Origin of the sequence: Nocardiopsis endophytica (assembly GCF_027706725.1) — a bacterium.
Taxonomy (GTDB): Bacteria; Actinomycetota; Actinomycetes; order Streptosporangiales; family Streptosporangiaceae; genus Nocardiopsis_A; species Nocardiopsis_A endophytica.
This window is the reverse complement of sequence record NZ_JAQFWQ010000048.1, coordinates 1-24,015: the sequence shown is the minus strand read 5'-3', so window position 1 is coordinate 24,015 and position 24,015 is coordinate 1. Positions and strand designations below refer to the sequence as shown.

The following is a 24,015-nucleotide window of genomic DNA, read 5'->3' as shown; positions in this document are numbered from 1 at the left end:
CCGGGCCCCGGCGGCGGGGACCGCCTCAGTGCGCGTGCGCGGGCTCGGCGGCGCCCCGCACGGCGCCCGCGCCTGGGCCCCCGCCGGGCGAGCGCCGGTCCAGCAGGCCCGACACCAGCGCCAGGCCCAGGCCGACCACCGCCAGGCCCGCGCCCATCAGGTTCGGCGCCGTGTAGCCGTACCCGGCGGCGATGACCAGCCCGCCCAGCCAGGCGCCGGCCGCATTGGCGATGTTCAGCGCCGCGTGGTTGAGCGCGGCCGCCAGCGTCGGCGCGTCCGAGGCGGCGTTCATCAGCCGCATCTGCAGCGACGGGATCAGCGCGCTCCCGGCGAAGCCCAGCAGGAACACCGCCGCCACCGCGGGCGCCTTGTAGGAGGCGACCGCGTGCATCAGCAGCAGCACGGCGGCGATCGCGGCCATGCACACGTACATCGTCGGCATCAGGGACCAGCGGTCCGCGGCCCGGCCGCCGACCAGGTTGCCCAGGGTCATGCCCACGCCGTACACCGCCAGGATCAGGGTGACCGCGCCCGCGCCGAACCCCGCGACGTCGGTCATCATCGGCGAGATGTAGCTGTAGGAGGCGAACATGCCGCCGAAGCCGACCGCCCCCACCGCCAGGGCCAGCCACACCTGCCCGCGCTTGAGGGCGCCCAGCTCGGCGCGGACCGACGTGCCCGGGTGCGGCTTCTGCGAGGGAACCCAGGCGGCGAGCGCCAGCAGCGTCACCACGCCCACGGCCGTCACCAGCAGGTAGGTGGCGCGCCAGCCGAAGGCGTGCGAGACGGCGGTGCCCAGGGGGACGCCCACGATGTTGGCCACGGTCAGGCCGGCGATCATCAGCGACACGGCCTGAGCGCGCTTGGTGACCGGCACCAGGGAGGCGGCGACGACCGCGCCGACGCCGAAGAAGGTGCCGTGCGGCAGGGCGGTCAGGAAGCGCGCCGCGAGCAGGAACTCGAAGTTCGGGGCCAGCGCCGAGGCGAGGTTGCCGAGGGTGAAGGCGCCCATCAGCGCCATGAGCAGGTGCTTGCGGTCCACCCGCGCCCCCACGGCCGCCAGGACCGGCGCGCCGATCACGACCCCGAGGGCGTACCCGGAGATCATGTACCCGGCGGTGGGGATCGAGACGCCGTAGTCCTCGGCGACCTCGGGCAGGATGCCCATGGCCACGAACTCGGTGGTGCCGATCCCGAAGCCTCCCAGGGCCAGGGCGAGCAGTGCGATGGGCAAGGCGCTCCCTTTCTCGGGTCGTCGGATGATGGGGCACGAGACGCCCCTGGCCCAGCCAACACCCTTCACACGTGGCGCGCTTCCGTTTCGCCGGGATCAGCGGTGTGAGAGTCGTCGCGCCCGGGGCGCCGCCGCGTCACACCCGGCCGCGCGCACCCGCACCCGCACCCGCGCGGACCGGGCGCCCGTAGGTGAGGCGGCGCAGCAGCGCCTCGGCCGGGCCGGGCCTTCCCGCGCGCTCCAGGCTGTAGGCGGCCGCCACCGTGACCAGCCAGACCCCCGTGGCGAACAGCGCCATCGACGCGCTCCCCAGATGGGCGCCCAGCCCCAGCCCCCACGCGGCGAGCACGGGGGCGAACAGCAGCGAGTGCGCCATGTAGCCCGACAGCGACCGCTTGCCGAGCGCGGCGACCGCCCCGGCCGCCCGCCCGGGGCCGCCGCGCGCCGCGATCAGGTGCGCCAGCAGGGTGAACAGCGCCGCGTACCCCAGCCCGCACACGAGCCCGGTGGCCGACTGCAGCGCGGGCAGCGGACCCTCCTCGGCGATCGCCGCCGGGGCGGCCCGCAGGACGCCGACGTGCACCAGCGCCGACGGCAGCCCGCCCAGCCAGCCGACCGGCACGCCCACGGCCGCCGTCCAGCGCAGCAGCCGAAGGTGGCGGCCGGGCTCCTCCAGCACCCGGCGGCGCGCGGCCCACATCCCGGTCGCCATCGCCGCCACGCTGGTCACGCCCAGCAGGGACCCGGCGGCGGTGACGAACAGCCAGGTGGTGATGCGGGTCCGGGCGGCGGCGGCCCAGTCGGCCTCACCCGCGGCATAGAAGTGGGTCGAGGGGGCCTCCGGCGGCACCGTCGACGTGATCCCGGTCAGCCCCTCGGAGGCGAGGGCCCACAGGCCCTGCACGGCGGGGACGGCGGCGATCAGCGCGAGCACCGCGGCCACGCCCAGCAGGACGCGGTCGGAGCGGCGCATCAGCAGCCACGCCAGGGCCAGCCCGGTGACGCCGTAGGCGCCGACGATGTCCCCGGCCATGAGCAGGGAGGCGTGGACGGCGCCGAAGGCGACCATCCACAGGCTCCGGCGCGTCAGCAGCAGCGACGCCGCGCGTCCGGAGGCGCCGTGGGCGACCTGCCGCTCGTACAGGCGCATCATCCCGTAGCCGAAGAGGAACGCGAACAGCGGGTAGGCGCGCAGGTCCAGCGCGGTGATCATGGCGAACTGCACGGCGCCGTCCAGGGGCGTGCCGTCGACCGGGTGCCACCCGGAGGGGCCGTGCTCGGCGGCCCACAGGTGGAAGGCGGTGTTGGAGAGGACGATCAGCAGCAGCATCGCGCCTCGGGCGAGGTCGGGCGCCAGCGCGCGCTCGGAGGCGCGGACCGGCCCGCGCGGGGAGGGGGCGTCGTCCCGCCCGCCGTTCCGCGGGTCGCGTGGTTCCTTCGGGCCGGGCACAGGTGATGGAGCGGACATGGCACCGACGCTAGGAACGCGCGACGCCGTCGGGCATCGGGCGTCGGTATGGGCCCGTGCGACGGCGGACCGACGCGCCCGCGTCGGCGTCGGCCGAAAGTCGGATCGTCCCGACCCCTGGGCCGTTCCCCGAACGCCGCTCGGTAGGGTCGGAGCGCCCTTCCGAAACCCCTCTGCGCCCCGGCAGGCGCGGGAAAGGCGGCCTGATGAGCAACGCCACGCACGGGATCGACCCGGCCTTGGCCCGCAAGGCGTGGGCGTCCCTGGAGAGCTACCACTCCGGTGCCTACTTCGCCCCGGAGGTCCAGAAGAACTACGAGGAGCTGGGCGCCCACCCCCGGTACTCCTACTTCGGCGGGCGCGCCGCACCGATGGGCGCCGTCCCGGCGGAGGTCGTCATCGCGACCTTCTACAACTTCTGTCCGGACCTGGTGCGCCAGGCGGTGCCCGCGGTCTGGGAGGCCGCCTCCCCGGAGGCTTACCTGCGCGCGCGGCTGGACGGAATGGACGCGGCGCTGCGGCGCGTCCTGGGCGACCGGGTGGACTCCCCGGAGGTGCGGCGGGCGGCCGAGCTGGCCCGCACCGCCGCCGAGGCCGCGGCGGAGCGGCCGGAGGGCCGCCCGCTGTTCGCCGCCCACGCCTCCCTCCCCTGGCCCGAGGAGCCGCACCTGGTGCTGTGGCACGCCCAGACCCTGCTGCGCGAGTTCCGGGGCGACGGGCACATCGCCCTGCTGATGACGCAGGGCACGAGCGGCCTGGAGGCGCTGGTCGCGCACGCGGCGGTGGGGAACCTTCCGGTGAAGTTCCTGACGGTCAGCCGCGCCTGGCCCGAGGAGGAGTGGGACGCGGCGGTCGAGCGGCTCCGGGACAAGGGCCTGGTGCGCAAGGACGAGCTGGCCCTGACCGAGGAGGGGGCCCAGCACCGGAAGGAGCTGGAGGCCGCCACCGACCGGTTGGCCGCCGCGCCGTACGCGGCCCTGGGGGAGGAGGGCTGCACGGAGCTGGCGCGCCTGGGCGGGCCGCTGGCCAAGGAGGTGGGCAAGGCCCTGCTCCCGTGGTCCCCCAAGCGGTAGGGGGCGAGGTAGGAGGCGGGGGCGGCCGGGTCGTCCCGTCGGTGACGGGGCCTGGACGGCACCGACCCGACGTGGAGGGCTCGACCGGCCGCCCGCCGAGGGCGGTCGCGACCGAGGAGGGTTCCGGCACCCGACGGAACACGATCCGAGGACGGGCCGGGTTCGCCCAAGGGCCATGACCATCGGGCGGACCCGGCTGGATGGAACTTGCGCGGAGCAGCCATCGCCCGACCAGGTCAGCCCAAGGGGGACGCCTCTGGGGCGGGGGTCGGTCCGGCGTCGGGTCCCGACAAGCGGACCGCCTGCGGGTGCGACCGGCCGCCCACCACAGGCGTTCGCGGTCGAGGAGGGTTCCACCACTCCGGGGCGAAAGCGGGCCCAGGGCTGCCCCTTGCAGGTCGCGGTGGGCCGGTCCTCAGACCGACGGCTGGGGCTCCGACAGCCGCGTCGCCGCCCGCACCAGCCCGGCGACGGCGGGGGAGCGGCTGTGCGCGGGCCAGGCGATCACCGTCGTCACACGAGGCGCATCGACCACCGGCACGGCGTCCAGCGCGTCGACCAGCTGGCACCGGACCGACTCCGGCAGGATCGCCGCCGCACGCCCGAGCCTGATGAACTGCAGCAGCTGCGTGGGCTCGCGCACCTCGGGGCCCGGCCCCGGCGGGTACGAGCCGTCCGGGAGGGGCCAGCGCGGCAGCGGCAGGTCCGGCAGGGCCTCCAGGTCGGCCGTCGTCACGGACGGGCGGTCGGCGATGGGGTGGCCCGCCGGGACCACTGCGACCTGGCCCTCCGTGCGCAGGTCCTCGGTGTCGAACCCGGCCGTGCCGTCGAACGGCCGGTGCAGCAGTGCCACGTCAGCCGTACCGTCGCGCAGCAGCCGCGCCTGTTCGCCGATCCCGCACAGCACCACGTCGACGGGGACCGCGTCGGGGTCGGCGCCATAGGTGTCCAGGAGCGCCGCCAGCAGGTCGCCGGTCGCCCCCGCCTTGGTGGCCAGGACCAGGGCGGGTCGGCCGGCGGCGGCCCGCGCGGTGCGGAGGGTGCGGCGCTCGGCCGCCTCGACCGCCGCCAGTGCGGCCCGCCCCTCCTCCAGCAGCACCGCCCCGGCCGCGGTGAGGGACACCCTGCGCCCCGACCGCTCCAGCAGCGCCGCGCCGAGGCGCCGTTCGAGCCGCTGGATCGCCCTCGACAACGGCGGCTGGGCGATCCCGAGCCGTTCGGCCGCACGCCCGAAGTGCAGTTCCTCGGCCACGGCGACGAAATAGCGCATCTCCCGCGTCTCCACGCCGCCACCGTATCCGAGGCGACCGGCTCCGATACCCGTGCGGTATCGGAGCCCACCCGATCGGTGTTGGAACCCCGCCGGGCTCCGGGGCGAGGATCGGGCCCATGACCGAACAGGGGACAGAACAGACCGTCGCGCTGGTGACCGGCGCGAACAAGGGGATCGGGTACGAGATCGCGGCCGGGCTCGGGGCGCTCGGGTGGAGCGTGGGCGTCGGCGCCCGCGACGCCGGGCGGCGCGAGCGGGCCGTGGAGAAGCTGCGGGCGGACGGCGCCGACGCCTTCGGCGTGCCGCTCGACGTCACCGACGACGCGGACGCCGAGGCCGCGGCCGAGCTGATCGAACGGCGCGCCGGGCGGCTGGACGTGCTCGTCAACAACGCGGCCGTGACCGGGGGCATGGCGGGGCAGACGCCCACCTCCGCCGACCTGGACATGGTGCGGTCGGTGGTGGAGACCAACGTCATCGGCGTCATCCGGATGACCAACGCGCTGCTCCCGCTGCTGCGCCGCTCGCGGGCGCCGAGGATCGTGAACATCTCCAGTGGCGTGGGCTCGTTGACGAACCAGTCCACTCCGGGCGCCGAGACGGGGCCGATCTCCATCGCCTACGCCCCGTCCAAGACGTTCCTGAACGCCGTGACCGTCCAGTACGCCAAGGAGCTGGAGGGAACCGGGATCCTGGTGAACGCCGCCTGCCCGGGCTTCACCGCCACCGACCTCAACGGCCACCGGGGCGTGCGCACGCCGCAGCAGGGGGCGGCGATCGGCGTCCGCCTGGCCACCCTCCCCGACGACGGGCCTTCCGGGGGGTTCTTCAACGACGACGGGGAGATCCCCTGGTGACCACCTACTGAGGCCGCGAAGCGCCGCCCGAGAAGCCGACGAGTCCGAAGCCGCACCGGCCCCCTGGGCGGGGAGGCAACGGTCGTGCCGGTCAGGGGGCGGAAACGCACCGTTCCACCGGACACGACCGGAGCCCGCTCACGGACCCCGGCCGACCGGTGGACCGTAGGACCAGCAACGACGCAGGTCGGCGGCCCGTGCCGCAGTACTGTCGGGAGCGGTGTGTGTGCGTGGTCAGCGTTGGTGGCGGCGACGGCGACAGCCGGGCGGTTCCCGGGCCCCGTCTGCCGAGCGGCGGGTCCCTCGCGGTCCGGGTAGTCGGCGCGGTGAGGAGGTCGGGCGCTCGCCCGCGCCCGTGGCGCCCCACCCCCGCAGTGCGCCCCTGCCCGGCGATGATCTCGACAAGGGTGCTGTCATTTCGGTGGTTTTGACAGCACTTCCGTCGAGATCATCGCAGGGAGGGCCGTCCGAGCGGCGCATACCGGGCATACGAGACAGTGGTAGAGGGGTCCGGGCATCCTGCGTCGTGAAATCGACGCTTTTGGGCTGATCAGGTGTCGGTTTCACCACCCAAGTTGCCCCGGGATGCCCGAGGCGCCCGGAAAGCGGGTTCTGGCCGAGCCGATACCGGCACGGTGCCCGGTTTGCCCGGCTCGGAGGGCGCCGGGCTCCTCCGGCGCCCTGTTCGACGCCCGAAGTGGCTCCGCGGGCTGTGCGGGTGTGCGGTCATCGCGACACCAGAACGGGATTCGGTTCCAGAAGGCCCCTAAACAGTACACCGGGGCCGTTTACAGGCCCCGGCATCACCGTGTGTAGTCGATATCGGCCTATCGTGCCCCGTGAGTGCGCGGCCGGGTGGCCGTGCCGACGCCCCGGGTGGCGACCCGGTCCACACAAACAGGGATGAACCGGGCATCTTGTTCCCGAATCCCGTTCTGGTGTCGCCGTGTTCGTCGCTCCGGGGTCTTGGCGAGTGTCGCGGAGCGCGCTTCCCGCCCCTCCCCGCCCTTAACGCGGAGTGTTCGTGCAGGTCACGAGTCTGCTGGGGTTCGCCGGGCGGGTCCGGAGGACGCCCCGGGCGACGGAGAGCGCGAACCCCGCCCGCCGCACCGCCCACCCGGACCGCGAGGGGCCTGCCGGACGGCAGGCAGGGCCCGGGAGCCGCCTTGCTCGGGCCGTCGCCGCCAACCACGGGGACCACGCACACGCGCTGCGGCCGACAGCGCTGCCGGGAGGGCTGTGGGCCTTCGTCGTCGCTGCTTTCCTCCCCTGCACTTCGGGGGTCTTCCGCCCGGGCGGGGCCCTCAAGTGGGGTACCTGCTCAGCCGCCCGCCGATCTGAACCGCGAGGGGGCCTGCCGGACGGCAGGCAGGGCCCGGGAGCCGCCCTGCTCTGGCCGTCGCTGCCATCCCCGGTGACCATGCGCACGCCCGGCAGACGACGATGTTGACAGGGCCCCTGATCTGGATGAGTCGGAGGTCGAACCCCGGGACCTGGCGGCCTTCGGCTCGGCCAGGAATCGAACAGCTACAGCTCCACGTGTTCGAACAGGGCCGTCAGCCCCAATCCGCCCGCGATGCCCAGCATCGCCAACCCCTGCGCGCCCGCACCCGTACCCGCCGATTCCTCGCGGACCAGGGCGCTGTACAGGCGCGTCACCAGGATCGCCCCCGACGCCCCGAACGGGTGGCCCAAGGCGATCGCCCCGCCGTCCGGGTTCACCGCCTCCTCGTCGATGCCCAGTTCGTCCAGGCTCGCCAGCACCTGGGCGGCGAAGGCCTCGTTGAACTCGATCCTCGGTGCCCGCACGTCCAGACCCGGGACCCGCTCCACCAGGCGGCGCGTCGACTCCACCGGGCCGATCCCCAACAGGTTCGGGTCCACGCCCGCCGAGGCCGCGTCCACGAACCCCAGCGCCGTGCGCGCCCCCAGTGCGCGGGCGCGGGCCGCGCTCGTCACCAGCATCGCGCTCGCGCCGTCGTTCAACGGGCACGAATTGCCCGCCGTCACCGTCCCGTCCTCAGCGAACACCGGGCGCAGCCGCGCCAGTGCCTCGGGCGAGGTGTCCGGGCGCGGGCACTCATCCTGCTCGACCGTGCTCTCCACCCTGCCCGCGCGCGTGGGCACGGGAACGATCTCGGCCGCGAACCTGCCCTCTGCGGCCGCAGCCACCGCCCGCCGGTGGCTGCGCAGCGCGAACGCGTCCTGCCGCTCCCGGGTCACCCCGAAGGCGCGTGCGACGTTCTCCGCCGCCTCGCCCATCTCCGGGTCGCCCACCTCCTCAGGGGAGAACCGCGCCCGCGCATAGAAGCGCGGCATGCCCGTCGGCCGGTCGGGGCGCTCGGCCCGCCACGGCGCGGTGCTCGTGCTCTCCACACCGCCGGCCAGGTAGGCGTCCCCTGCCCCCGCCGCGACCATCCGTGCCGCCTGCATCACGGCCTCGAGCCCCGACCCGCACTGGCGGTCCACGGTGACCCCGGGCACCCCCACCGGGAGGCCCGCGGTCAGCGAGGCCAGCCGGGCGACGTTGCCACCGCCCCCGGCGGCGTTGCCGACCACCACGTCGTCGATGTCCCCGGGGTCCGCCCCCGACTCGGCCAGCACCGCGCGCAGCACCGGCGCCAGCAGGTCCTCGGCGCGCACCCGCGCCAGCGTCCCGCCCGCGCGCCCCACCGGGGTGCGCAGCGCGGCGAGCACCACCGGGCGGCGGTCCTCAGGCATCGGGGAGCGGGACGAGCCGGGCGTCACCATGGGCGATCCAATCCTCCAGAACGGCGCGGGACACCTTCCCGCTGCGGGTGAGCGGCCATTCCCGGACCGCCCACAGGCGGCGCGGGACCTTGTACCGGGGCAGCAGCGCCGCGCAGTCCGCGCGCAGCCGTGCCTGCGTGAGGCCCTCGGCGCCGGGGCCGGAGACCACCGCCGCCAACACCTGCCCCAGATAGCCGTCGGGCAGGCCGAGCACCACCGCCTCGTCCACGCCCTCCAGCCCGGCCAGCGCCTCTTCGACCTCGCCGGGGTAGACGTTGTGGCCGCCGGTGATCACCATGCCGCCGGAGCGCCCCGCCAGGTGCAGCTCCCCGTCCTCGGACAGCCGCCCCAGGTCACCGACGGTGGCCCACGCGCCGTCCGTTCGGAAGGCGCGGCCGTCGTCGCCCCAGAGGTAGCCGGACGAGGCCAGCGGTCCCCGTACGAAGACCGTGCCCGTCCGGCCGGGAGGCAGGGGAGTGCCGTCGTCCGCGCGTACCTGGACATCGACGCCGGGGAAGGGGTGCCCCACCGCCCCGGGCTCTGCGGCCGGGTCGGCCCCGGGCGGCGTGTGGCGCACGGTGACGAAGCTCAGCTCCGAAGCGCCGTAGTACTCGCGCACATGCGCGCGCGGGAACAGGGACATGGACCGGCGCATGGTCGAGGGGTCCAGGCGGGCGCCGCTGCTGACCACGCACTCGACGTCGGTGAACACGCCCCTGTCCGGGGCGTCGTCGGGGGCGCCGTCGGCCAGACCACGCAGCATGGTCGGCACCACCACCAGCCGCGTGGCGCGGTGACCGGTGAGCGCCCGCCGGGCCGCGTCGGCGTCGAACCCGGGAAGCGTGATGCAGCACGCGCCCTCGTACAGGGCCTCGGTGAGGGCGTACAGCCCCAGCCCGTGGGAGAGGGGGCCCGGGACCAGCGTGCGGTCGTCGGCGTGGGCGCCGAACACCTCGCCCCCGTGGCGCAGGCTCGCCCGCCACGACCCCCGCGTCCGGTGGAACGCCTTGGGCGGCCCGGAGGTGCCGGAGGTGAACCCGACCAGGAACGGCGCCTCGCCGGGTCCGGGGACCAGTTCGTCCTCCGGGGCGGCTCCGAGCGCCTCCTCCAGGCGCGGGTCGCGCCCGTCCCCGCCGCCCGGTGCCGACAGCACCGGCACCCCGAGCGCGCGGGCGGCCTCGGCGATCGCCCCCGCCCCGTCCGCGGCCACAGCGTCCGGGCGCAGCCGCCGCAGCACCTCCTCGGCCTGTGCGCGCGGCCACGCCGGATCGAGCACCGCGCAGCGCCCGCGCCCGGCGGTGGCCCCGGCGAACAGCTCGGCGAAGAGCGGGGAATTCCCCACGCCGACGGCGAGCAGCCCGTCGCGGCGGCCGGACACCTCGCGAAGCACCGCGGAGACGGCCACCGCCCGACGCGCGAGCTCGCCGTAGCCGATGGAGCCGCCGCGCTCCCCGGCCACGACCAGGGCCTCCCGCTCAGGACGCGACCGGGCGTGCTCCAGCAGGCGCGCACTCAACGGCACGGCGCGGCCCCCGACAGGGCGCGGGCGCCCCGGCTCACTTCAGCTCCATGCTGTACGACCGGGCCACGCCGTGCGCCACCAGCGCCGCCGCCACCGCCTTGATCAGGTCGCCCGGCACGAACACCATGCCGCCCAGCGCCGCCTCCCGCAGCGGCAGGCCGCTGCTCACCGACAGCCACGGGATCCCCAGCGCGTACACCACGACGATCCCGCCGGCCACGCACGCCGCCAGCACCGCGCCGGCCTTGGCCCACCCGCGGGTCAGCTTCGCCGCCCAGTACTTCACCATCAGCCCGGTCACCAGCGCCCCGGGGATCCACCCCACCAGGTAGCCGCCGGTCGGGCCGGCGAACACGCCCAGCCCGCCCCGGCCCCCGGCCAGCACCGGCAGCCCGACCGCGGTCAGCAGCACCACCAGGCCGCAGGCCAGCGCGCCCCGCACCGGCCCCAGCACCGCCCCGGCCAGCATCACCCCCAGCGTCTGCAGGGTGATGGGCACCGGCACGATGCCGACGGTGATCGGCGGGACCAGGCCCAGCGCCACGATGATCGCGGCGAACAGGGCGACCAGCACGACGTCCCGGGTGGTGATCCCGCGTTCCTGGCGGCGGTTCACGTGGCGTTCTCCTCGGTGCGGGCGCCGCCCGAGGGGCGGCGCGGGGGCGGATAGCAGCGCGCGTCGATCGCGTCGGCCACGTCGTCGGCGGCCTTGAGCGTGCGCACGATCAGCGGGACGAGCAGCGCGACGGGGTTGGCCTTCAAGCCCCGGGCGGCCTGGGCCTCCCGGATCTCCTGGAAGCGGCGGAAGACCTCGGGGACGAACCGCAGCACCAGCGACACGCCCAGGCTGATGCGCTCGGGGTTCGCCACCCCCACGCGTGCCAGCGGGGCGGTCAGCCGCTCGAAGAACTCCAGCAGGTCGGCCGGCCGGGTGGTCAGCGTGACCGCCAGCGCCAGCAGGATCAGCGCCGCGAGCCGCAGCAGCATGGCCACCGCCGTGCCCGCGTCCTGCAGCAGCGCCGTGGCGGCGAACAGGACCGCCAGCATCACCCCGACCGGCAGCAGCCGCGCCCGCAGCGCCCCCAGCGGGGCCCGCGCCGACAGCACCAGGGCGGCGGCCACCGCCGCGGCCGCCCCCAGCACCGCCGGGTGCGCGAGCAGGAACAGGCCGATCCCGGCGGCGAACAGCACGCCGAACTTGGCCCCGGCGGGCAGCCGGTGCAGGGGCGTGTCCCCCGGGACGTACAGGGAGGTGTTCACGAGCAGTGCTCCCTGTACCAGGCCACCGCCTCGCCGGGCGCCCCGTCGAAGGCGATCCCGCCCTCATGCACCACCAGCACGCGGTCGTAGCCGGACACCAGCTCCAGGTCGTGGGTGACCACCACGGCCGCGGGCGCCATGGCGTCCACCGCGTCGCGGATGCGGTTGCGGTTCCTCAGGTCCAGCAGCGTGGTGGGCTCGTCGAACACCACCGTGCGCGGGCGCATCACCATCACCGACGCCAGCGCCACCAGCTGCTTCTCCCCGCCGCTGAGCAGGTGGCTGTGCCGCTCGGCCAGGTGCCCGATGCCGAAGGACTCCAGCGCCTCGGCCACCCGCCCGGGGATCTCCTTCTTGGGCAGCCCCAGGTTCTTCAGCCCGAAGGCCATGTCCTCGGCGACGATGGGGAAGACGATCTGGTTGTCGGGGTTCTGGAAGACGAAGCCGACCTCGGAGCGCACCCGCCGCCCGTCGGTGCGGGTGTCGCGGCCGTCGACCAGCACCCGTCCCTCGTCGGGCACGACCAGCCCGTTCAGCAGCCGTGCGAGCGTGCTCTTGCCCGACCCGTTCTGCCCGATCACGCCGATGCGCCGCTCGGCCAGGCGCAGGTCGAGCCCGCTGAGCACCGTCCGCCCGTCGTAGCCGACACTGACACCGTGCAGCTCGATCACCGGGGCGGGCGCCTCGGCGGCGCTCGGCCGCTCTCCGGGCGCGGCGCCCGGCGCGGGGCCGGCGGGCGCCGTCACGGCCGCCCCTGCCCGTCCTGGGCGGTGGCGGAGTCCGGTCGGCCGTGCGCGCCGTCCCCGCCGTCCTCCGGCCGGGAGGCGGCGCGCAGCGCGGCGGCGGTGGGCTCGGGCACCGGGACCGGGCGCCGGGTGTTCGGGTCGACGCACACCCACACCACCTCGGCGCGGGCGGCGGCCGCCCCCTCGGGGGCCTCCTCGTTGCGGGCGACCACCGCGAAGGTCAGGCTGGTGCGCCCGATGCGCGCCACGTGCGCGGCGATCTCGGCGGGGTCGCCGAAGCGCAGCGGCCGCTCGTAGACCACCTCGACCTTCTTGACGTGGTAGGCCGCCCGGGACGACGCCGGGTCGAACAGGGCGCTGAGCCCGGCCTCGCGCAGGAACTCGTTGACCGCGTCCTCGGCGTAGGCGACGTACCGGCCGTTGTGCATGTTGCCGTGCATGTCGACGTCGGAGAAGGGGACGCGTAGGCGCATGGTCGGGATCCTCCGGCCGGGCGCCCGGCCGGGGCGCCCTGTTCGTGGTCGCGGCCCGGCCGCGCACCGGCGGGGCCACTCCCTGTGTACCCGATCGGCCTTGGCCGTCGTTACGTTGGGGTGCGGACTACGAGCACCGGGGGGCACTGGGCCCCCGGGGAGGGGAATCGCGTGCGCAGAGCCGTCGTCACCCGCTTCGGCCCGGCCGCCGAGGCGGTCGGAGTGGAGGACTACACCCCCCGCCCGCCGGGGGAGGGGGAGGTGCAGGTGCGCATGGCGGCGGCCGCTGTCAACCCCTCCGACCTGGTGACCATCGCCGGGGCCTACCCCTCCCGCACGCCCCTGCCGCACATCCCCGGCTTCGAGGGCGTGGGACGGGTGTGCGCCGTGGGGCCCGGCGTGGAGGGGCTGCGGGAGGGGGAGCGGGTGCTGCCCATCGGGAGCCCCGGCGCCTGGCAGCAGGTCAAGACCGCCGAGGCCCGCTGGTGCTTCCGCCCGCTGCCGGAGCTGACCGACGAGCAGGCGGCGCTGTCCTACATCAACCCGCTGACCGCGGTGCGCATGGTCCGGGCCTACGCCGCGGGGCCGGGGGCGGGGCCGGTCGCGGTGAACGCGGCCGGGTCGGCGATCGGCGGCATGCTGGCGCGGCTGCTGCACCGGCGCGGGGTGCGGCCGGTGGCGCTGGTGCGCGGCGACGCCTCGCGCCCGGCCGTCTCGGGCCCGGAGTGGGCGGGGGCCGTGGCCACCGACCGGCCGGGCTGGACGGAGGAGCTGGCGCGGCTCACCGGGGGTGGGCCCCAGGCGGCCTTCGACGCGGTCGGGGGAGAGGAGGGCGGGCGGCTCGCCCTGTCCCTGCGGTCGGGAGGGCGCCTGGTGCACTACGGGCTGCTGTCGGGCCTGCCGCTGGCGGGCGACCTGGCCCGCAGGCGTCCCGACGTGCGCATCGCGCTGTTCCGCCTGCGCGACTGGGTGCACACCGCGCCGCGCGACGAGGTGCAGGATTCGCTGGACGAGGCGGGGCGGCTGGTCCTGGAGGGGGCGGCGGCGTCCCGGGTGCAGGCGTCGTTCCCATTGGAGCGGGTGCGCGAGGCGGTCCTGGCCGCCCAGGAGCGCGGCGGCAAGGGCAAGGTGCTGCTGCTGCCGTGACGGCCGGCGGTGCCGCGATCACCGGCGGGCGCGGTCCCGGGCCAGGTCGAGGGCGAGGTGGGAGGGGCGGAGCCGTTTCGCGCGGCGCAGACGCCTCCAGTCGGCGCGGGTGCCCTGGGAGAGCTGCCAATGGAAGTAGTTGGCGTGCTCGACGGCCGCGAACACCCACAGCGCGGCGCCCGGCCAGGTGTGCGTCCACGGGGCGCCGGAGGCGGACCCCGCGGCGACCGTGACGGCCCCGGCGGCCAGGAGGAGGGGGTTGGCGGTGCGCAGCATGCGGAAGGCGGGAAGCCCGTGGGGGAGGCGGCGGCCGGTGAGGAGCTGGCGGTACTTGAGCCACCAGTAGGCGCCGCCTTCGACGAGGAGCAGCACCAGCAGCCCGAATCCGGCGAGGTTGGGCGCCGACGGGGGCATGTGCCAGATCCAGGCCACGGCGGGGAAGATGACGAGGGCGTTGAGCCATTCCAGGAGGGCGAGCGTGCGCATGCGGCGCACGGTGGGCTGCGATGCCGGGGCGGGCACGGGGGCGTCCTAACGGTGCTGGGAGGCCAGGACCCCCAAGCCTAGGGGGCGGTGTCCGTCACGACGGAAGGCGCGGGCCGCGTGCTCGCAGGTCCGCGAGGACGGCGGCGTGATCGGAGGGCCACACGCCGTCCACGGGCTCGTCGCCCACGCGACGGACGGAGCTCACGGAGCCGAGGCCTTGAGGGCCCGGTGGGCCGGTGTGGATGTAGTCGATGCGGACACTGGGTCCGAATCCGGAGGCGACGAACGGGTTGGCCGTGTTCCACGTCGCTGAGGGCTGTGCCGGATCCGCGTACTCCCACGCGTCGAGGAGGACCTGGCCGGGGACCGCGGGGGCCGTCTTGTAGCCGCCGAACCGTCGTACCTCGTCGGAGTCGGGGAACGCGTTGAAGTCGCCCGTGACGACGGGCGGGAAGTCGGTTCCACGGCTGTGCTCCGCGACGAATGCGGCGAGCGCTTCGACCTGTCGGCAACGTGTCGCGGAGGCGCCGATGGCCGAGGTGAGGTGGGTGGTGAAGAACGGCACCCGGTGTGCGGGGGCGTCGATGCGTGCGCAGAGCGCCAGGCGGCCGTCATCGTCCTCCTCGTGCGCCGGAAGCTCCATCCTGTCCTGCTCCGCGATGGGCCAGCGGCTCAGGACGGCGTTGCCGATGTCCACCGTCGAGTCCCCGATCCGGGCCTGCCACCGCTCCGGCGCGCGGGATGCCGCCCACGTCCAGTACATGCCGAGCCGGGACGCGAGCCATTCCGCGAGGTTCTCCCCGCCGCGGGCCCACATCTCCTGAAGGCCGATGACATCGGGGCGCAGATCTCCCAACACCGCGAGGATGGCCTCGCGCCGTTCCTCCCATGGGCCGAAACGCCACCACACGTTCCATGTCAGCACGCGCATTACTGCCGCCTTTCCAAAGGTTCGCAGGAGCATCCTGGACCATGTGGTCCATGGCGGACACCGCCCATCCGGCGGGGGTGTGCAGCGCGCGGGGGACAGGCGTGAATCTACGTTATAAGGCCGCCGGTAGGTGGAATGGCCTCCGTCTGTTCAATTCATATGGAGCGGCTACGCCGCCCTCACCTCCATGGCCCGTTCGGGAAGAGGCGTCCGGCGACGGCTCACCGTGGACGTGGCGCGCCCCACAGCGGTGTCACAGGGGGCGGGCACCCGGCGTCTTGAGGTCGAACCCCTAAGGCACAGGGAGGACACCATGACCGAGACGACCCAGGCCGTCGTGATCGGCGGCGGCTATGCCGGCGTCATGGCCGCCAACCGGCTGGCCGGGCGGAAAGATGTGGCCGTGACCCTGGTCAACCCGCGTCCGGGCTTTGTCGAGAGGATCCGCCTGCACCAGCACGCCGGGGGCGGGTACGACGCCTTCCGGGACTACCGCGACGTCCTCGCCCCCGGCGTGCGCACGGTGGTCGGCACCGTCGAGAGGATCGACGCCGCCGAGTGCCGCCTCACCCTGGCGGGCGGCGCCGCCGTCGACTACGACCGCCTGGTGTACGCGGTGGGCAGCGGCAGCGCCGCCCCGGACGTCCCTGGGGCCGCCGAGTACGCGCTCCCCCTGGCGAGCCTGGAGGAGGCGCAGCGGCTGCGCACCGCGCTCCAGGACGCGCCCGAGTCCGCGCCGGTGACGGTGGTGGGGGCGGGCCCGACCGGGATCGAGGCCGCCACCGAACTCGCCGAGCAGGGGCGGCGCGTCACCCTGGTGTGCGGCAAGGTGATGGGCCCCTACCTGCACCGCCGCGGCCGCCGCACGGTCGCCCGGAGGATGGCCGAGCTCGGCGTGACGGTGCTGCAGGGCCCCGGCGCCACCGTGGTGGAGGTCGCCGCCGACGCCGTCCGGCTCGACGACGGCCGGGAGGTCCCGAGCCGGGTGACCGTCTGGACCGCCGGGTTCGCCGTGCCGGACTTGGCCGCGCGCAGCGGGCTGAGCACCGACGAGGACGGGCGCCTGCTCACCGACGAGACCCTGACGAGCGTGGACGACGAGCGCATCGTCGCCGCGGGGGACTCCGCGGCGCCGTCGGGGATGCCGCTGCGGATGAGCTGCCAGGCCGCGCTCCCGCTGGGGGCGCGCGCCGCCGACACGGTGCTCGGCAGGATCGACGGGGAGCGGCCCGCCCCGCTCAACCAGGCGTTCGCCGGGCAGTGCATCAGCCTGGGGCGGCAGGGCGGGATCTTCCAGTTCTCCCGCCGGCACGACGTGGCGGTCGGCCTCCACATCCGCGGCCGCCTCGGGGCGACGGTCAAGGAGAAGGTGTGCCTGGGCACCGTCAGGCACATGGCCGACGAGGCCCGCGCCCCCGGGTCCTACCGGCTGCACAAGATCTCCGGCGGGCCTGAGCGCGCACGGCGGCTCCGCGCCGTGCAGGCCATGGAGGCACCCTCGGGCACCGCTTCGGCCCCGGCCGCCGCGCGGCCCTGAAGCCCCTGTGGCCCCTGTGGCCGTCGGCGACCCCTTCCGCCGACGGCCACTCGCGCTGCGCGCCTGTCTCAGGCCGCTCTCGGGCCCTGCTCAGGCCGGGGCGTGCTCCGTGGCCGGGGCCCTGACCTCGATGATGCGGGCGGGGAGGCCGCCGCGGGGGCGCATGGAGGCGAAGCCGGCCGGACGCGGGTCCGCGACGAGCGGGCGCAGCCGTGTGCGCTGCACCAGCCGGGTGAGCATCACCGTGAGCTCGGTGGTGGCCATCTGGGCGCCGATGCAGCGGTGCGGCCCCGCGGAGAACGGCAGGTAGGTGTCGGGGGCGGGGGCCCGGTACAGCGGGTCGGCCGGGTCCCACCGGCGGGGCAGGAACTCCAGCGGCCGGGGCCACAGCTCTCCCAGGCGGTGGGTGACGTAGGGGCTGTAGAGCAGGATGGTCCCGGCACGGATGCGGCGCCCGTGGAAGGTGAAGTCCTCGGCGACCGAGCGCGCGCTGATGACGGCGGGCGGGAACAGGCGCAGCGTCTCGTCGACGATTCCGCGCAGCAGCCCCAGGCGGGGGAGGGTGTCGGCGTCCGGGGGAGCGTCTCCGAGCACCTCGTGGGCCTCGTCGCGGGCCCGGTCCCAGAGGCCCGGCACGGTGGCGGTGGCGTGCACGGCCCACGCCATCGCGGCGCTGGTCGTCTCGTACCCCGCGGCGATCAGGGAGACGACCTGGTCGCGGACCTCGGTGTCGGACAGGCCGGCGCCGTCGGCGTCGCGGCCGTGGACCAGTCGGGAGAGGACGTCGGGGTCCTGGTCGGGGCCGCGGGTGCGCGCGCGGGCGATCTCGGCGTGGATGCGGGCGTCGACCTCGCCGCGGGCGGCGCGGGCGCGGCGCCAGGAGGGGGAGCCCAGGCGGCGGTGGAGCTCGGCGGCCTGGGGGAGGCGGTCGACGTGGTCGAGGAGGGGCTGCAGGCGGTCGCCGAAGAAGTCGGCGTCGTCGGCCAGGCGCGGCCCGAACAGGGAGTGCAGCGTGGAGGCGCGGACGGCGGCGCGCATGTCGCGGTGGACGTCGCGGTGCGCGCCCGGGTGCCAGGCGTCGATGGCGCGGTCGGCCTCGGCGGCCATGCGGGGGATGTAGGCGGGGACGGTGCGGTGGTTCAGGGCGGGTTGGACGAGGCGGCGGCGCCGCCGGTGGTCGGGGCCGTCGCTGACGATGAGCGAGGTGGGGCCGTCGACGGGGACGAGGGCGGCGAAGGCGTCGCGCCATCGGAACAGGTGCGAGTTGGCGAAGACGAAGCGGTTGGCCTCGGGGCCGAGGAGGTAGGCGTAGCGGGCGGTCCCGGCGGTCGCCATGATGACGGGGCCCTTGCGGCGGTAGAGGGCGCCGAGGATCTCGCCGGGGAGGTATCGGGGGGTGGGGTGCATGGTGCTCCTGGGGGCGTTCCGGCCGCGGCGGTAGATTGCGCGGCATGCCGATGAACGAGATGCCCGGCGCGGTGGTGGCCTACACCGACGGGGCGTGCAAGGGCAATCCGGGGCCGGGAGGGTGGGGCGTGGTGCTGCGGTACGGGCGCCACGTGAAGGAGCTGTACGGGGGTGAGGGGGAGACCACGAACAACCGGATGGAGCTGATGGGGGCGATCATGGCGCTGGAGAGCCTGACCCGGACGGTTCCGGTGGTGCTGCACACCGACAGTACGTACGTGCGCAACGGGATCACGAAGTGGGTGCACGGCTGGAAGCGCAACGGGTGGCTCACCTCCGCCAAGGAGCCGGTGAAGAACGCCGACCTGTGGCGGCGGCTGGACGAGGCGGCGGGGCGGCTCGAGGTGGACTGGCGGTGGGTCAAGGGGCACGCCGGCGACGAGGGCAACGAGCGGGCCGACGCGCTGGCCTGCCAGGGGCGCGACGAGGCCGCCGGGGTGTGAGGCGCGGGGTCCGGACGCGGTGCGGGCGGCCGGCCGGACCCCGCGGCCGGTGGGGCGCCGGGTGCTCAGCCGGTGCGTTCGGCGCGCCGTCGGCGGGCCTCCAGGTCGGCCCGGCCCCCGGCGCCGACGGCGTGGGCGCGGTCGGCGGCTCCGGCGGCCAGGCGGTCCTGGAGGCGGCGCAGCTCGCGGGGGCCGAACGCGGCGACCACCGAGGGGAGTGCGCCGCGGGCGCCTTGGAGGGCGCGCAGCCACGCCTGTCCGTAGACGTGAGGTGACCGGCGGGCGATCCCGGCGACGATCCGGTCGGCGGCCGGCTCCAGGGGGTGGGTGAGGTTGAGCGGCCAGGGGAGCCGGGAGCGCAGTTCGCGCAGGGCCGGGTCGGAGTCGGCGCCGCGCACCATGTCGGTGTCGGTCCAGGAGAGGTAGGCCACGCCCGCGGTGACGCCGTGCAGGGACTCCTCGGGGCGCACGCAGTGGATGAAGGCCTCGACCCCGGCCTTGCCGGTGCAGTAGGCGGCCATGAGCGGGGCGGGGGTGAGTGCTGCCAGGGAGGCGACCTGGAGCAGGTGGCCCTTGGAGCGGCGCAGGGCGGGCAGGAACGCGCGCGCGGTGGCGATGCTTCCCATCAGGTTGACCTCGATGACGCGGTCGAAGGCGTCGGGGTCGGTGTCGCCGAAGGGGCCGCCGGTGGCGATTCCTGCGTTGGCGACGACGATGTCGACGCGGCCGTGGTGGTCTTCGACGGCGCGGGCGGTCTCGGCGAGGGCCGCGCGGTCGGTGACGTCGGCCTCCCAGTGGGTGGCGTGCGGGCCGCAGTCGGCGGCGACGGCCTTGAGCCCGTCGGGTTCGAGGCCGACCAGGGCCACGCGGACGCCCTGGTCGGCCAGCTTGCGGGCGAGGAGGGCGCCGAGGCCGCGTGCGGCGCCGGTGACCACGGCGGTGCGGCCGTGCAGGGTGCGGTGGGTGCGGCTCATGCTCCGGCCTCCTGGGCGCGCTTGGCCTTGGCGGCCTTGGTGCCGCGGGGCGCCTTGCCGTCGCCGGTGCCCGGGGCGGCGGTGCCGGGCAGGTGGGTCCGGACGAGGTCGGTGAGGACGTCGGCGACGCGGTCGGGTGCCTCCAGGGGCGTCATGTGGCCGGTGCCGGGGATCTCGACGAGGGCGCGGCAGTCGGGCAGGAGTGCGGCGGTGCGGGGGGCGTGGGGGAAGGGGATGAGGCGGTCGTGGGTGCCGTGGACGACGGTGGTGGGCACGTCGAGGGCGCGTAGGCCCTCGTCGGCTTCGAGGGTGCCCAGGACCTTGCCCCAGCCGGCGCGGGCCGCGGGGTGCATGGCGTGGACGAGGCGGGCGGTGAAGTGCTTCATGCGGCGGTCGGTGCCGGGGGCCATGGTGATGTAGCGGATGGCGGCGCGGGTGAGGGGGGTGTGTGGGCCCAGCGGCAGGGGGGCGCCGAGGGCGGCGCGGTGGACGGCGGCGCGGAGGGCGCTGTCGTCTGGGCCCAGGGGCAGCACGGTGGCGGTGTGGGGCAGGCGGCTGCTCCCGGTGCTGATGAGGGCGGCGGCCGCGGCGCGGTCGCGCACGGCGGGGCGGCGGGAGGCCGACATGATGGTCATGCCGCCCATGCTGTGCCCGGCGAGGACGGCCGGGGTGCCGGCGGGGACGGTGGCCTCCAGGACGGCGCACAGGTCGTCGGCGAGGGCGGTGGCGGAGTACCCGGCCGCGGTGGCGGGGCGGGCGCTGGCGCCGTGGCCGCGCTGGTCGTACATGACGGTGCGCAGGTGGCGGGGGAGGCGGTTGACGACGGGGGCCCAGAAGGGGGTGGCGCAGGTCCAGCCGTGGACCAGGACGAGGACGGGGCCGTCGTCGGGGCCGGTGGTCTCCACGTTGAGGAGGGTGCCGTCGGCGGATTCGACGGTGCGCTGGTGCCGTTGGGGGGTCATGTCGGCTCCTCGGTGGCGTCCGCGGGAGGGCGCGGGTCGGGGTGCACGGTTTGTTACCGACGAGTCGGTCGGTGTGCCGCCCGAGCGTAGACCATGACAATGGCCATTGGAAGAGTTTGCCGGATTCCGGTGGGCTCCCGGCGTCCCCGCCGCGTACCGCGGGGGCAGGGGCGGCCGCGCCGGTGCCGGGGATTGGCGGCGCCGCGGGCGGGCGCCGTAGGATGCGCCGGTGATGGAGACGGCGGACGGTGCGGACGGTCAGGGCGAGGGCACGGCGGGGCTGGTCGCGGCGATCGCGCTGTACGTGCCCGAGGGGGAGAAGCGGGCCGGGCGGGTCAGCTCGGTGACGGCCGACCCGGTGGCCGGGACGCCGCTGCGCGCGGTGGTCGACTTCGGCTCCACACCCGAAGGGGTGGACACCGGCCCGGACGTCGAGGTCGCCACGAGGCTCTGGGGCGGGCCGGAGGCGGCCGGGGAGCGCGCGCTGCGCGGACTGTGCGCCGAGCGGGCGCTGATGGAGCGCCGGATGCGCGACCCGCAGGGCGGGGACGCCCTGTCGCTGGGCGAGGACGCGCGCTGGTCCCGGGCGGAGCTGTCCGTCGACGGCCGCCCGGTGGAGGCGGTGGTGCTGGCCACCGGGATGTGCTGGGTGGCGGCGGCCGAGGCCGAGCCGGGCGTCCTGGTGCGCGTGTACACCCCGGCGCCGGGACCGGGTCCGACGCGCCTGGTGCGCGTGCGGGACGCGGCGAAGCTGGAGCCGATGCGCGGCCGCGGCTAGCCGGGGGAGATTGGCGCCGCCCGGGAACGCCGCCGTGGCCGCTGGGCCCAGGAGGGGACGGGGCCTAGAGTCGCGTCCATGGTGAACGTTCTGAGCAGCAGGTTCGTGATCAGGCCGACCGACATGGAGCGCAGCCTGGCGTTCTACCGGGACGTGCTGGGGCTGGCGGTCTACCGGGAGTTCGCCACCGGGGAAGGGGAGTGGGGGACGGTCTTCTTCCTGGGCGGCGGGTTCCTGGAGCTGTCGGGGGGTTCCCGGGTGCGGCCGGAGCCGGAGGCGGTGCAGCTGTGGCTGCAGGTGGAGGACGCGACCAGGACTCAGCAGGAGCTGTCGGAGCACGGGTGCGTGATCATGCGCGAGCCGCGGCGGGAGCCGTGGGGGCTGATCGAGATGCGGGTGAGCGACCCGGACGGCCTGGTGGTGCACATCGTGGAGGTGCCGGCCGACCACCCGCTGAGGGTGCGCAGGGATGCCGTGTCGGGGGGATCGGAGGGGGCGTGAGCCGCTTCCCCCCTCTAAAATCTACGTCGTAAAGACAGCGTTGGTTTAAAGAACCACTCCGCTCAACAACGAAAACCAGATCGTGCGGCTAACGCCGCACTCATCTTCTGAAGCGCGCGCTCCCGAGCGTGTAACGGATATAGCGGACATACCGTCGGTGTGGCGACGGGAGGTGCCCCCTGCCTGCCCTCCTGGCCTCGGTCAGGGCTTCGCGGGGCGCCCCGCCTCACCCTGTGAAGAGCGCTCGACAACCCCCGCGAGAGTCCGACTCAGAGCCGTACAGGGCGGTACCGCCTTAGGGGGCCCATCGAATCGGTCGGGCCGGTAAGCGGCCAGCCCGGTAACCCCACTGCGTCCCGGGTTCCTGGTGGTCCCGTCCGTCCCCGGGTGGAGGGCCCGTTCCCCTCCCCTATCAGCAGGCCTGGCGCTCGCCGTCCTCGTCGTGCTTGAGTCCCGGGGCGAGCAGGCGCCGCGGCCCCGGCCCCTCCTCGGCGAGTTCGTCGCGCGGGTTGGACAGGACGCACCTGCTCAGCGACAGGCAGCCGCAGCCGATGCAGTCGCTCAGGTCGTCGCGCAGGCGCACCAGCTGGTCGATGCGTGTGTCGAGTTCCGAGCGCCACCGCTGGGACAGGCGCGCCCAGTCATCGACAGTGGGGGTGCGCTCGTCGGGCAGGCTCTCCAGGGCGGTGCGGATCCGTGCCAGCGGGATGCCCACGCGCTGGCTGACCTTGATGAAGGCGAGGCGGCGCAGCGTGTCGCGGGCGTAGCGGCGCTGGTTGCCCGCGGTGCGCCGGCTGTGGATCAGCCCCTCGCGCTCGTAGTAGTGCAGGGCCGACACCGCCACGCCGCTGCGCTCGGCCACCTGGCCGACGGTCAACTCCTTGCGCTTCCAGGCCTCCTGGGCCACGTGCCGCCTCCCTGCGCCGTGCGCGTCCGTGTGGGGACGAGGGTAGTCCACCGGGCGGAGCGGGCCTGTGGGCGGCCGTCGCGGCCCGGGGGGGCGCGAGTTCCGCGATTCCGGTTGCGCGGCCCTCGTGGCTGGACGATATTGGTGCCCGAGCCCCGCGTCGACGTGCGTTTCCGGGGATCGGCGGGGCCGTGTGCCCGTGGGCCGCCCTCCGCCGCCGCGCGCTGGGGCCGTTCGTCCCGCTCGCCTGATGAACCCCGGGGAGTCGACACCGTGCACGAGCTGACGGCCCGTTCGGATTCGGGGGGTCCGGGTGTGTGGCGGCGGGAGCCGGACCATCAGCTGACGTTCGCGGGGCAGGCGGCGAGCATCGGGGTGTTGCGTGACTGGGTGGCGCAGCATCTGCGGATGGGGGGTTTCGGGTATCCGGAGGCGCTGACCGAGGCGCTGTTGCTGTGTGCGAGCGAGTTGGGCACCAATGCGGTACGGCATTCGCGGTCGGGGTTGCCGGGCGGGGTGTTCACGGCGTCGTTGTGGCAGGCGGTGGAGGGTGTGTGCCTGGAGGTGCGGGACATGGGTCCGCGGCCGGGGGTGCGTTCGGCGCCGCATATCGCGTCGGGGGCGGCGTTGGGGGTCGAGGCGGAGTCGGGGCGGGGGCTGGGGTTCGTGAGTGCGTTGTGCGGTGGGCGGATGGGTGGGACGGTGCCGCCGCATCCGCGGGGGCACACGGTGTGGTGTGAGCTGGTGGCCGGTGGGGCGGAGGGGGGTTCGGCGGCTTCGGGGGAGGGTGGCGGGGTGTGAGCGCCGGGGCCGGTTGATGGTGGTGTGGTGAGGGCCGCGGCGGCGGCTGTGGTGGGGGCGTGGTGTGTTTCCCCGGGGTGGTGGCCCCGGGGTTTTTTGTGTGCGGGGTCAGGCGGGGGTGAGGGGGATGCGGCCTTCTTCGAGTGCGGTGAGGACGGCGGCGGCTCCGCCTTTGGCGGCGGCGGTGAGGCCGAGGGTGGAGGGGTGGATGAGGTCGTGTTCGGGTGGGGCGTGGGTGTGGGCGCGGGCGGTGGTGCGTGCGGGTGGGAGGAGCCAGGGGGCGAGGTCGGTGTAGTAGCCGCCGAGGATGATGGCGGCGGGGTCGAGGAGGTTGGCGAGGATGGCGCAGCCTTGGCCGAGGCGGTGTCCGGCCTGGGTGAGGGCGTGGAGGGTTCGGGGGTCGCCGTTTCGGGCGTTGTGGGCGG

At 75.2% G+C, this 24,015-nt stretch carries 24 protein-coding genes; 8 read left to right on the top strand and 16 right to left on the bottom strand.

Features of this window, described 5'->3' with window-relative positions:
* Positions 1 to 25 precede the first annotated feature (25 nt).
* Both O4J56_RS17110 and O4J56_RS17105 read right to left on the bottom strand, forming a co-directional pair.
* Positions 26 to 1,234, bottom strand: coding sequence for an MFS transporter (locus O4J56_RS17110; RefSeq protein ID WP_270686908.1), 1,209 nt, complete (start codon positions 1,232 to 1,234; stop codon positions 26 to 28).
* A 136-nt stretch (positions 1,235 to 1,370) separates the two neighbouring features.
* Entirely contained in the window at positions 1,371 to 2,702 is a 1,332-nt protein-coding gene (locus O4J56_RS17105; protein WP_270686906.1) for a DUF418 domain-containing protein, read from the bottom strand.
* Positions 2,703 to 2,908: 206 nt separating this feature from the next.
* On the opposite strand from O4J56_RS17105, the gene O4J56_RS17100 reads away from it, so the two are divergent.
* A complete protein-coding gene (locus O4J56_RS17100) occupies positions 2,909 to 3,775 on the top strand; it encodes an SCO6745 family protein (RefSeq protein ID WP_270686904.1) in 867 nt (288 codons plus the stop codon).
* 415 nt (positions 3,776 to 4,190) lie between these two features.
* On the opposite strand, the gene O4J56_RS17095 is transcribed toward O4J56_RS17100, so the two are convergent.
* Entirely contained in the window at positions 4,191 to 5,060 is an 870-nt protein-coding gene (locus O4J56_RS17095; protein ID WP_270686903.1) for a LysR family transcriptional regulator, read from the bottom strand.
* Positions 5,061 to 5,164: 104 nt separating this feature from the next.
* Between O4J56_RS17095 and O4J56_RS17090 the strand changes: the two genes are divergently transcribed.
* Complete coding sequence (locus O4J56_RS17090; protein WP_270686902.1) at positions 5,165 to 5,905, top strand: SDR family oxidoreductase; 741 nt, start codon at positions 5,165 to 5,167, stop codon at positions 5,903 to 5,905.
* Between the two features lie 1,527 nt (positions 5,906 to 7,432).
* On the opposite strand, the gene O4J56_RS17085 is transcribed toward O4J56_RS17090, so the two are convergent.
* Genes O4J56_RS17085 through O4J56_RS17060 form a run of 6 tightly spaced genes read right to left on the bottom strand, consistent with a single transcriptional unit; the run spans position 7,433 to position 12,657 of the window.
* Entirely contained in the window at positions 7,433 to 8,656 is a 1,224-nt protein-coding gene (locus O4J56_RS17085; RefSeq protein WP_270686901.1) for a thiolase family protein, read from the bottom strand.
* Positions 8,619 to 10,178, bottom strand: coding sequence for a class I adenylate-forming enzyme family protein (locus O4J56_RS17080; protein WP_270686900.1), 1,560 nt, complete (start codon positions 10,176 to 10,178; stop codon positions 8,619 to 8,621). The genes O4J56_RS17085 and O4J56_RS17080 overlap by 38 nt, the downstream gene beginning before the upstream one ends.
* A 34-nt stretch (positions 10,179 to 10,212) precedes the next feature.
* Positions 10,213 to 10,794 (bottom strand): biotin transporter BioY, encoded by a 582-nt coding sequence (locus O4J56_RS17075; protein WP_270686899.1) that lies wholly within the window; start codon positions 10,792 to 10,794, stop codon positions 10,213 to 10,215.
* On the bottom strand, positions 10,791 to 11,438 hold the full coding sequence (locus O4J56_RS17070) for an energy-coupling factor transporter transmembrane component T family protein (protein ID WP_270686898.1): 648 nt from the start codon (positions 11,436 to 11,438) through the stop codon (positions 10,791 to 10,793). The genes O4J56_RS17075 and O4J56_RS17070 overlap by 4 nt, the downstream gene beginning before the upstream one ends.
* A complete protein-coding gene (locus O4J56_RS17065) occupies positions 11,435 to 12,184 on the bottom strand; it encodes an energy-coupling factor ABC transporter ATP-binding protein (RefSeq protein WP_270686897.1) in 750 nt (249 codons plus the stop codon). Before O4J56_RS17065 ends, O4J56_RS17070 begins: the two co-directional genes overlap by 4 nt.
* Positions 12,181 to 12,657, bottom strand: a complete 477-nt coding sequence (locus tag O4J56_RS17060; protein WP_270686896.1) for an acyl-CoA thioesterase — start codon at positions 12,655 to 12,657, stop codon at positions 12,181 to 12,183. The genes O4J56_RS17065 and O4J56_RS17060 overlap by 4 nt, the downstream gene beginning before the upstream one ends.
* A 171-nt stretch (positions 12,658 to 12,828) precedes the next feature.
* On the opposite strand from O4J56_RS17060, the gene O4J56_RS17055 reads away from it, so the two are divergent.
* Positions 12,829 to 13,803 carry a zinc-dependent alcohol dehydrogenase family protein gene (locus O4J56_RS17055; protein WP_270686895.1) on the top strand — a complete coding sequence of 325 codons (975 nt, stop codon included), beginning with the start codon at positions 12,829 to 12,831 and terminating at the stop codon, positions 13,801 to 13,803.
* An 18-nt stretch (positions 13,804 to 13,821) separates the two neighbouring features.
* On the opposite strand, the gene O4J56_RS17050 is transcribed toward O4J56_RS17055, so the two are convergent.
* Together O4J56_RS17050 and O4J56_RS17045 are read right to left on the bottom strand one after the other, a co-directional pair.
* Complete coding sequence (locus O4J56_RS17050) at positions 13,822 to 14,289, bottom strand: hypothetical protein (protein ID WP_270686894.1); 468 nt, start codon at positions 14,287 to 14,289, stop codon at positions 13,822 to 13,824.
* Positions 14,290 to 14,383: 94 nt separating this feature from the next.
* Complete coding sequence (locus O4J56_RS17045; RefSeq protein WP_270686893.1) at positions 14,384 to 15,220, bottom strand: endonuclease/exonuclease/phosphatase family protein; 837 nt, start codon at positions 15,218 to 15,220, stop codon at positions 14,384 to 14,386.
* Between the two features lie 313 nt (positions 15,221 to 15,533).
* Between O4J56_RS17045 and O4J56_RS17040 the strand changes: the two genes are divergently transcribed.
* Positions 15,534 to 16,757, top strand: coding sequence for an NAD(P)/FAD-dependent oxidoreductase (locus O4J56_RS17040; RefSeq protein WP_270686891.1), 1,224 nt, complete (start codon positions 15,534 to 15,536; stop codon positions 16,755 to 16,757).
* Positions 16,758 to 16,847: 90 nt separating this feature from the next.
* Here the strand turns inward: O4J56_RS17040 and O4J56_RS17035 are convergent, their stop codons facing one another.
* On the bottom strand, positions 16,848 to 18,164 hold the full coding sequence (locus tag O4J56_RS17035) for a cytochrome P450 (RefSeq protein ID WP_270686889.1): 1,317 nt from the start codon (positions 18,162 to 18,164) through the stop codon (positions 16,848 to 16,850).
* A 44-nt stretch (positions 18,165 to 18,208) separates the two neighbouring features.
* On the opposite strand from O4J56_RS17035, the gene rnhA reads away from it, so the two are divergent.
* Positions 18,209 to 18,667 (top strand): ribonuclease HI, encoded by a 459-nt coding sequence (gene rnhA / locus O4J56_RS17030; protein WP_270686887.1) that lies wholly within the window; start codon positions 18,209 to 18,211, stop codon positions 18,665 to 18,667.
* 65 nt (positions 18,668 to 18,732) lie between these two features.
* Here rnhA and O4J56_RS17025 read toward each other — a convergent pair whose 3' ends face one another.
* The gene (locus O4J56_RS17025; protein ID WP_270686886.1) at positions 18,733 to 19,641 is read right to left on the bottom strand and encodes an SDR family oxidoreductase; all 909 of its coding nucleotides are present in this window, start codon (positions 19,639 to 19,641) and stop codon (positions 18,733 to 18,735) included.
* Positions 19,638 to 20,603: an alpha/beta fold hydrolase gene (locus tag O4J56_RS17020; RefSeq protein ID WP_270686885.1), complete on the bottom strand. Its 966-nt coding sequence runs from the start codon at positions 20,601 to 20,603 to the stop codon at positions 19,638 to 19,640. The genes O4J56_RS17025 and O4J56_RS17020 overlap by 4 nt, the downstream gene beginning before the upstream one ends.
* Positions 20,604 to 20,835: 232 nt before the next feature.
* Here O4J56_RS17020 and O4J56_RS17015 point away from each other — a divergent pair, with 232 nt between their 5' ends.
* Together O4J56_RS17015 and O4J56_RS17010 are read left to right on the top strand one after the other, a co-directional pair.
* A complete protein-coding gene (locus tag O4J56_RS17015) occupies positions 20,836 to 21,381 on the top strand; it encodes a hypothetical protein (protein ID WP_270686940.1) in 546 nt (181 codons plus the stop codon).
* Between the two features lie 78 nt (positions 21,382 to 21,459).
* Positions 21,460 to 21,882 (top strand): VOC family protein, encoded by a 423-nt coding sequence (locus O4J56_RS17010; RefSeq protein WP_270686884.1) that lies wholly within the window; start codon positions 21,460 to 21,462, stop codon positions 21,880 to 21,882.
* Positions 21,883 to 22,294: 412 nt separating this feature from the next.
* Here O4J56_RS17010 and soxR read toward each other — a convergent pair whose 3' ends face one another.
* The gene (soxR, locus tag O4J56_RS17005) at positions 22,295 to 22,789 is read right to left on the bottom strand and encodes a redox-sensitive transcriptional activator SoxR (protein WP_270686883.1); all 495 of its coding nucleotides are present in this window, start codon (positions 22,787 to 22,789) and stop codon (positions 22,295 to 22,297) included.
* Between the two features lie 273 nt (positions 22,790 to 23,062).
* Here soxR and O4J56_RS17000 point away from each other — a divergent pair, with 273 nt between their 5' ends.
* Positions 23,063 to 23,590: an ATP-binding protein gene (locus O4J56_RS17000; protein ID WP_270686881.1), complete on the top strand. Its 528-nt coding sequence runs from the start codon at positions 23,063 to 23,065 to the stop codon at positions 23,588 to 23,590.
* Positions 23,591 to 23,698: 108 nt separating this feature from the next.
* On the opposite strand, the gene O4J56_RS16995 is transcribed toward O4J56_RS17000, so the two are convergent.
* On the bottom strand, positions 23,699 to 24,015 hold a 317-nt coding region (locus tag O4J56_RS16995), incomplete at its 5' end, for an ROK family protein (protein WP_270686879.1).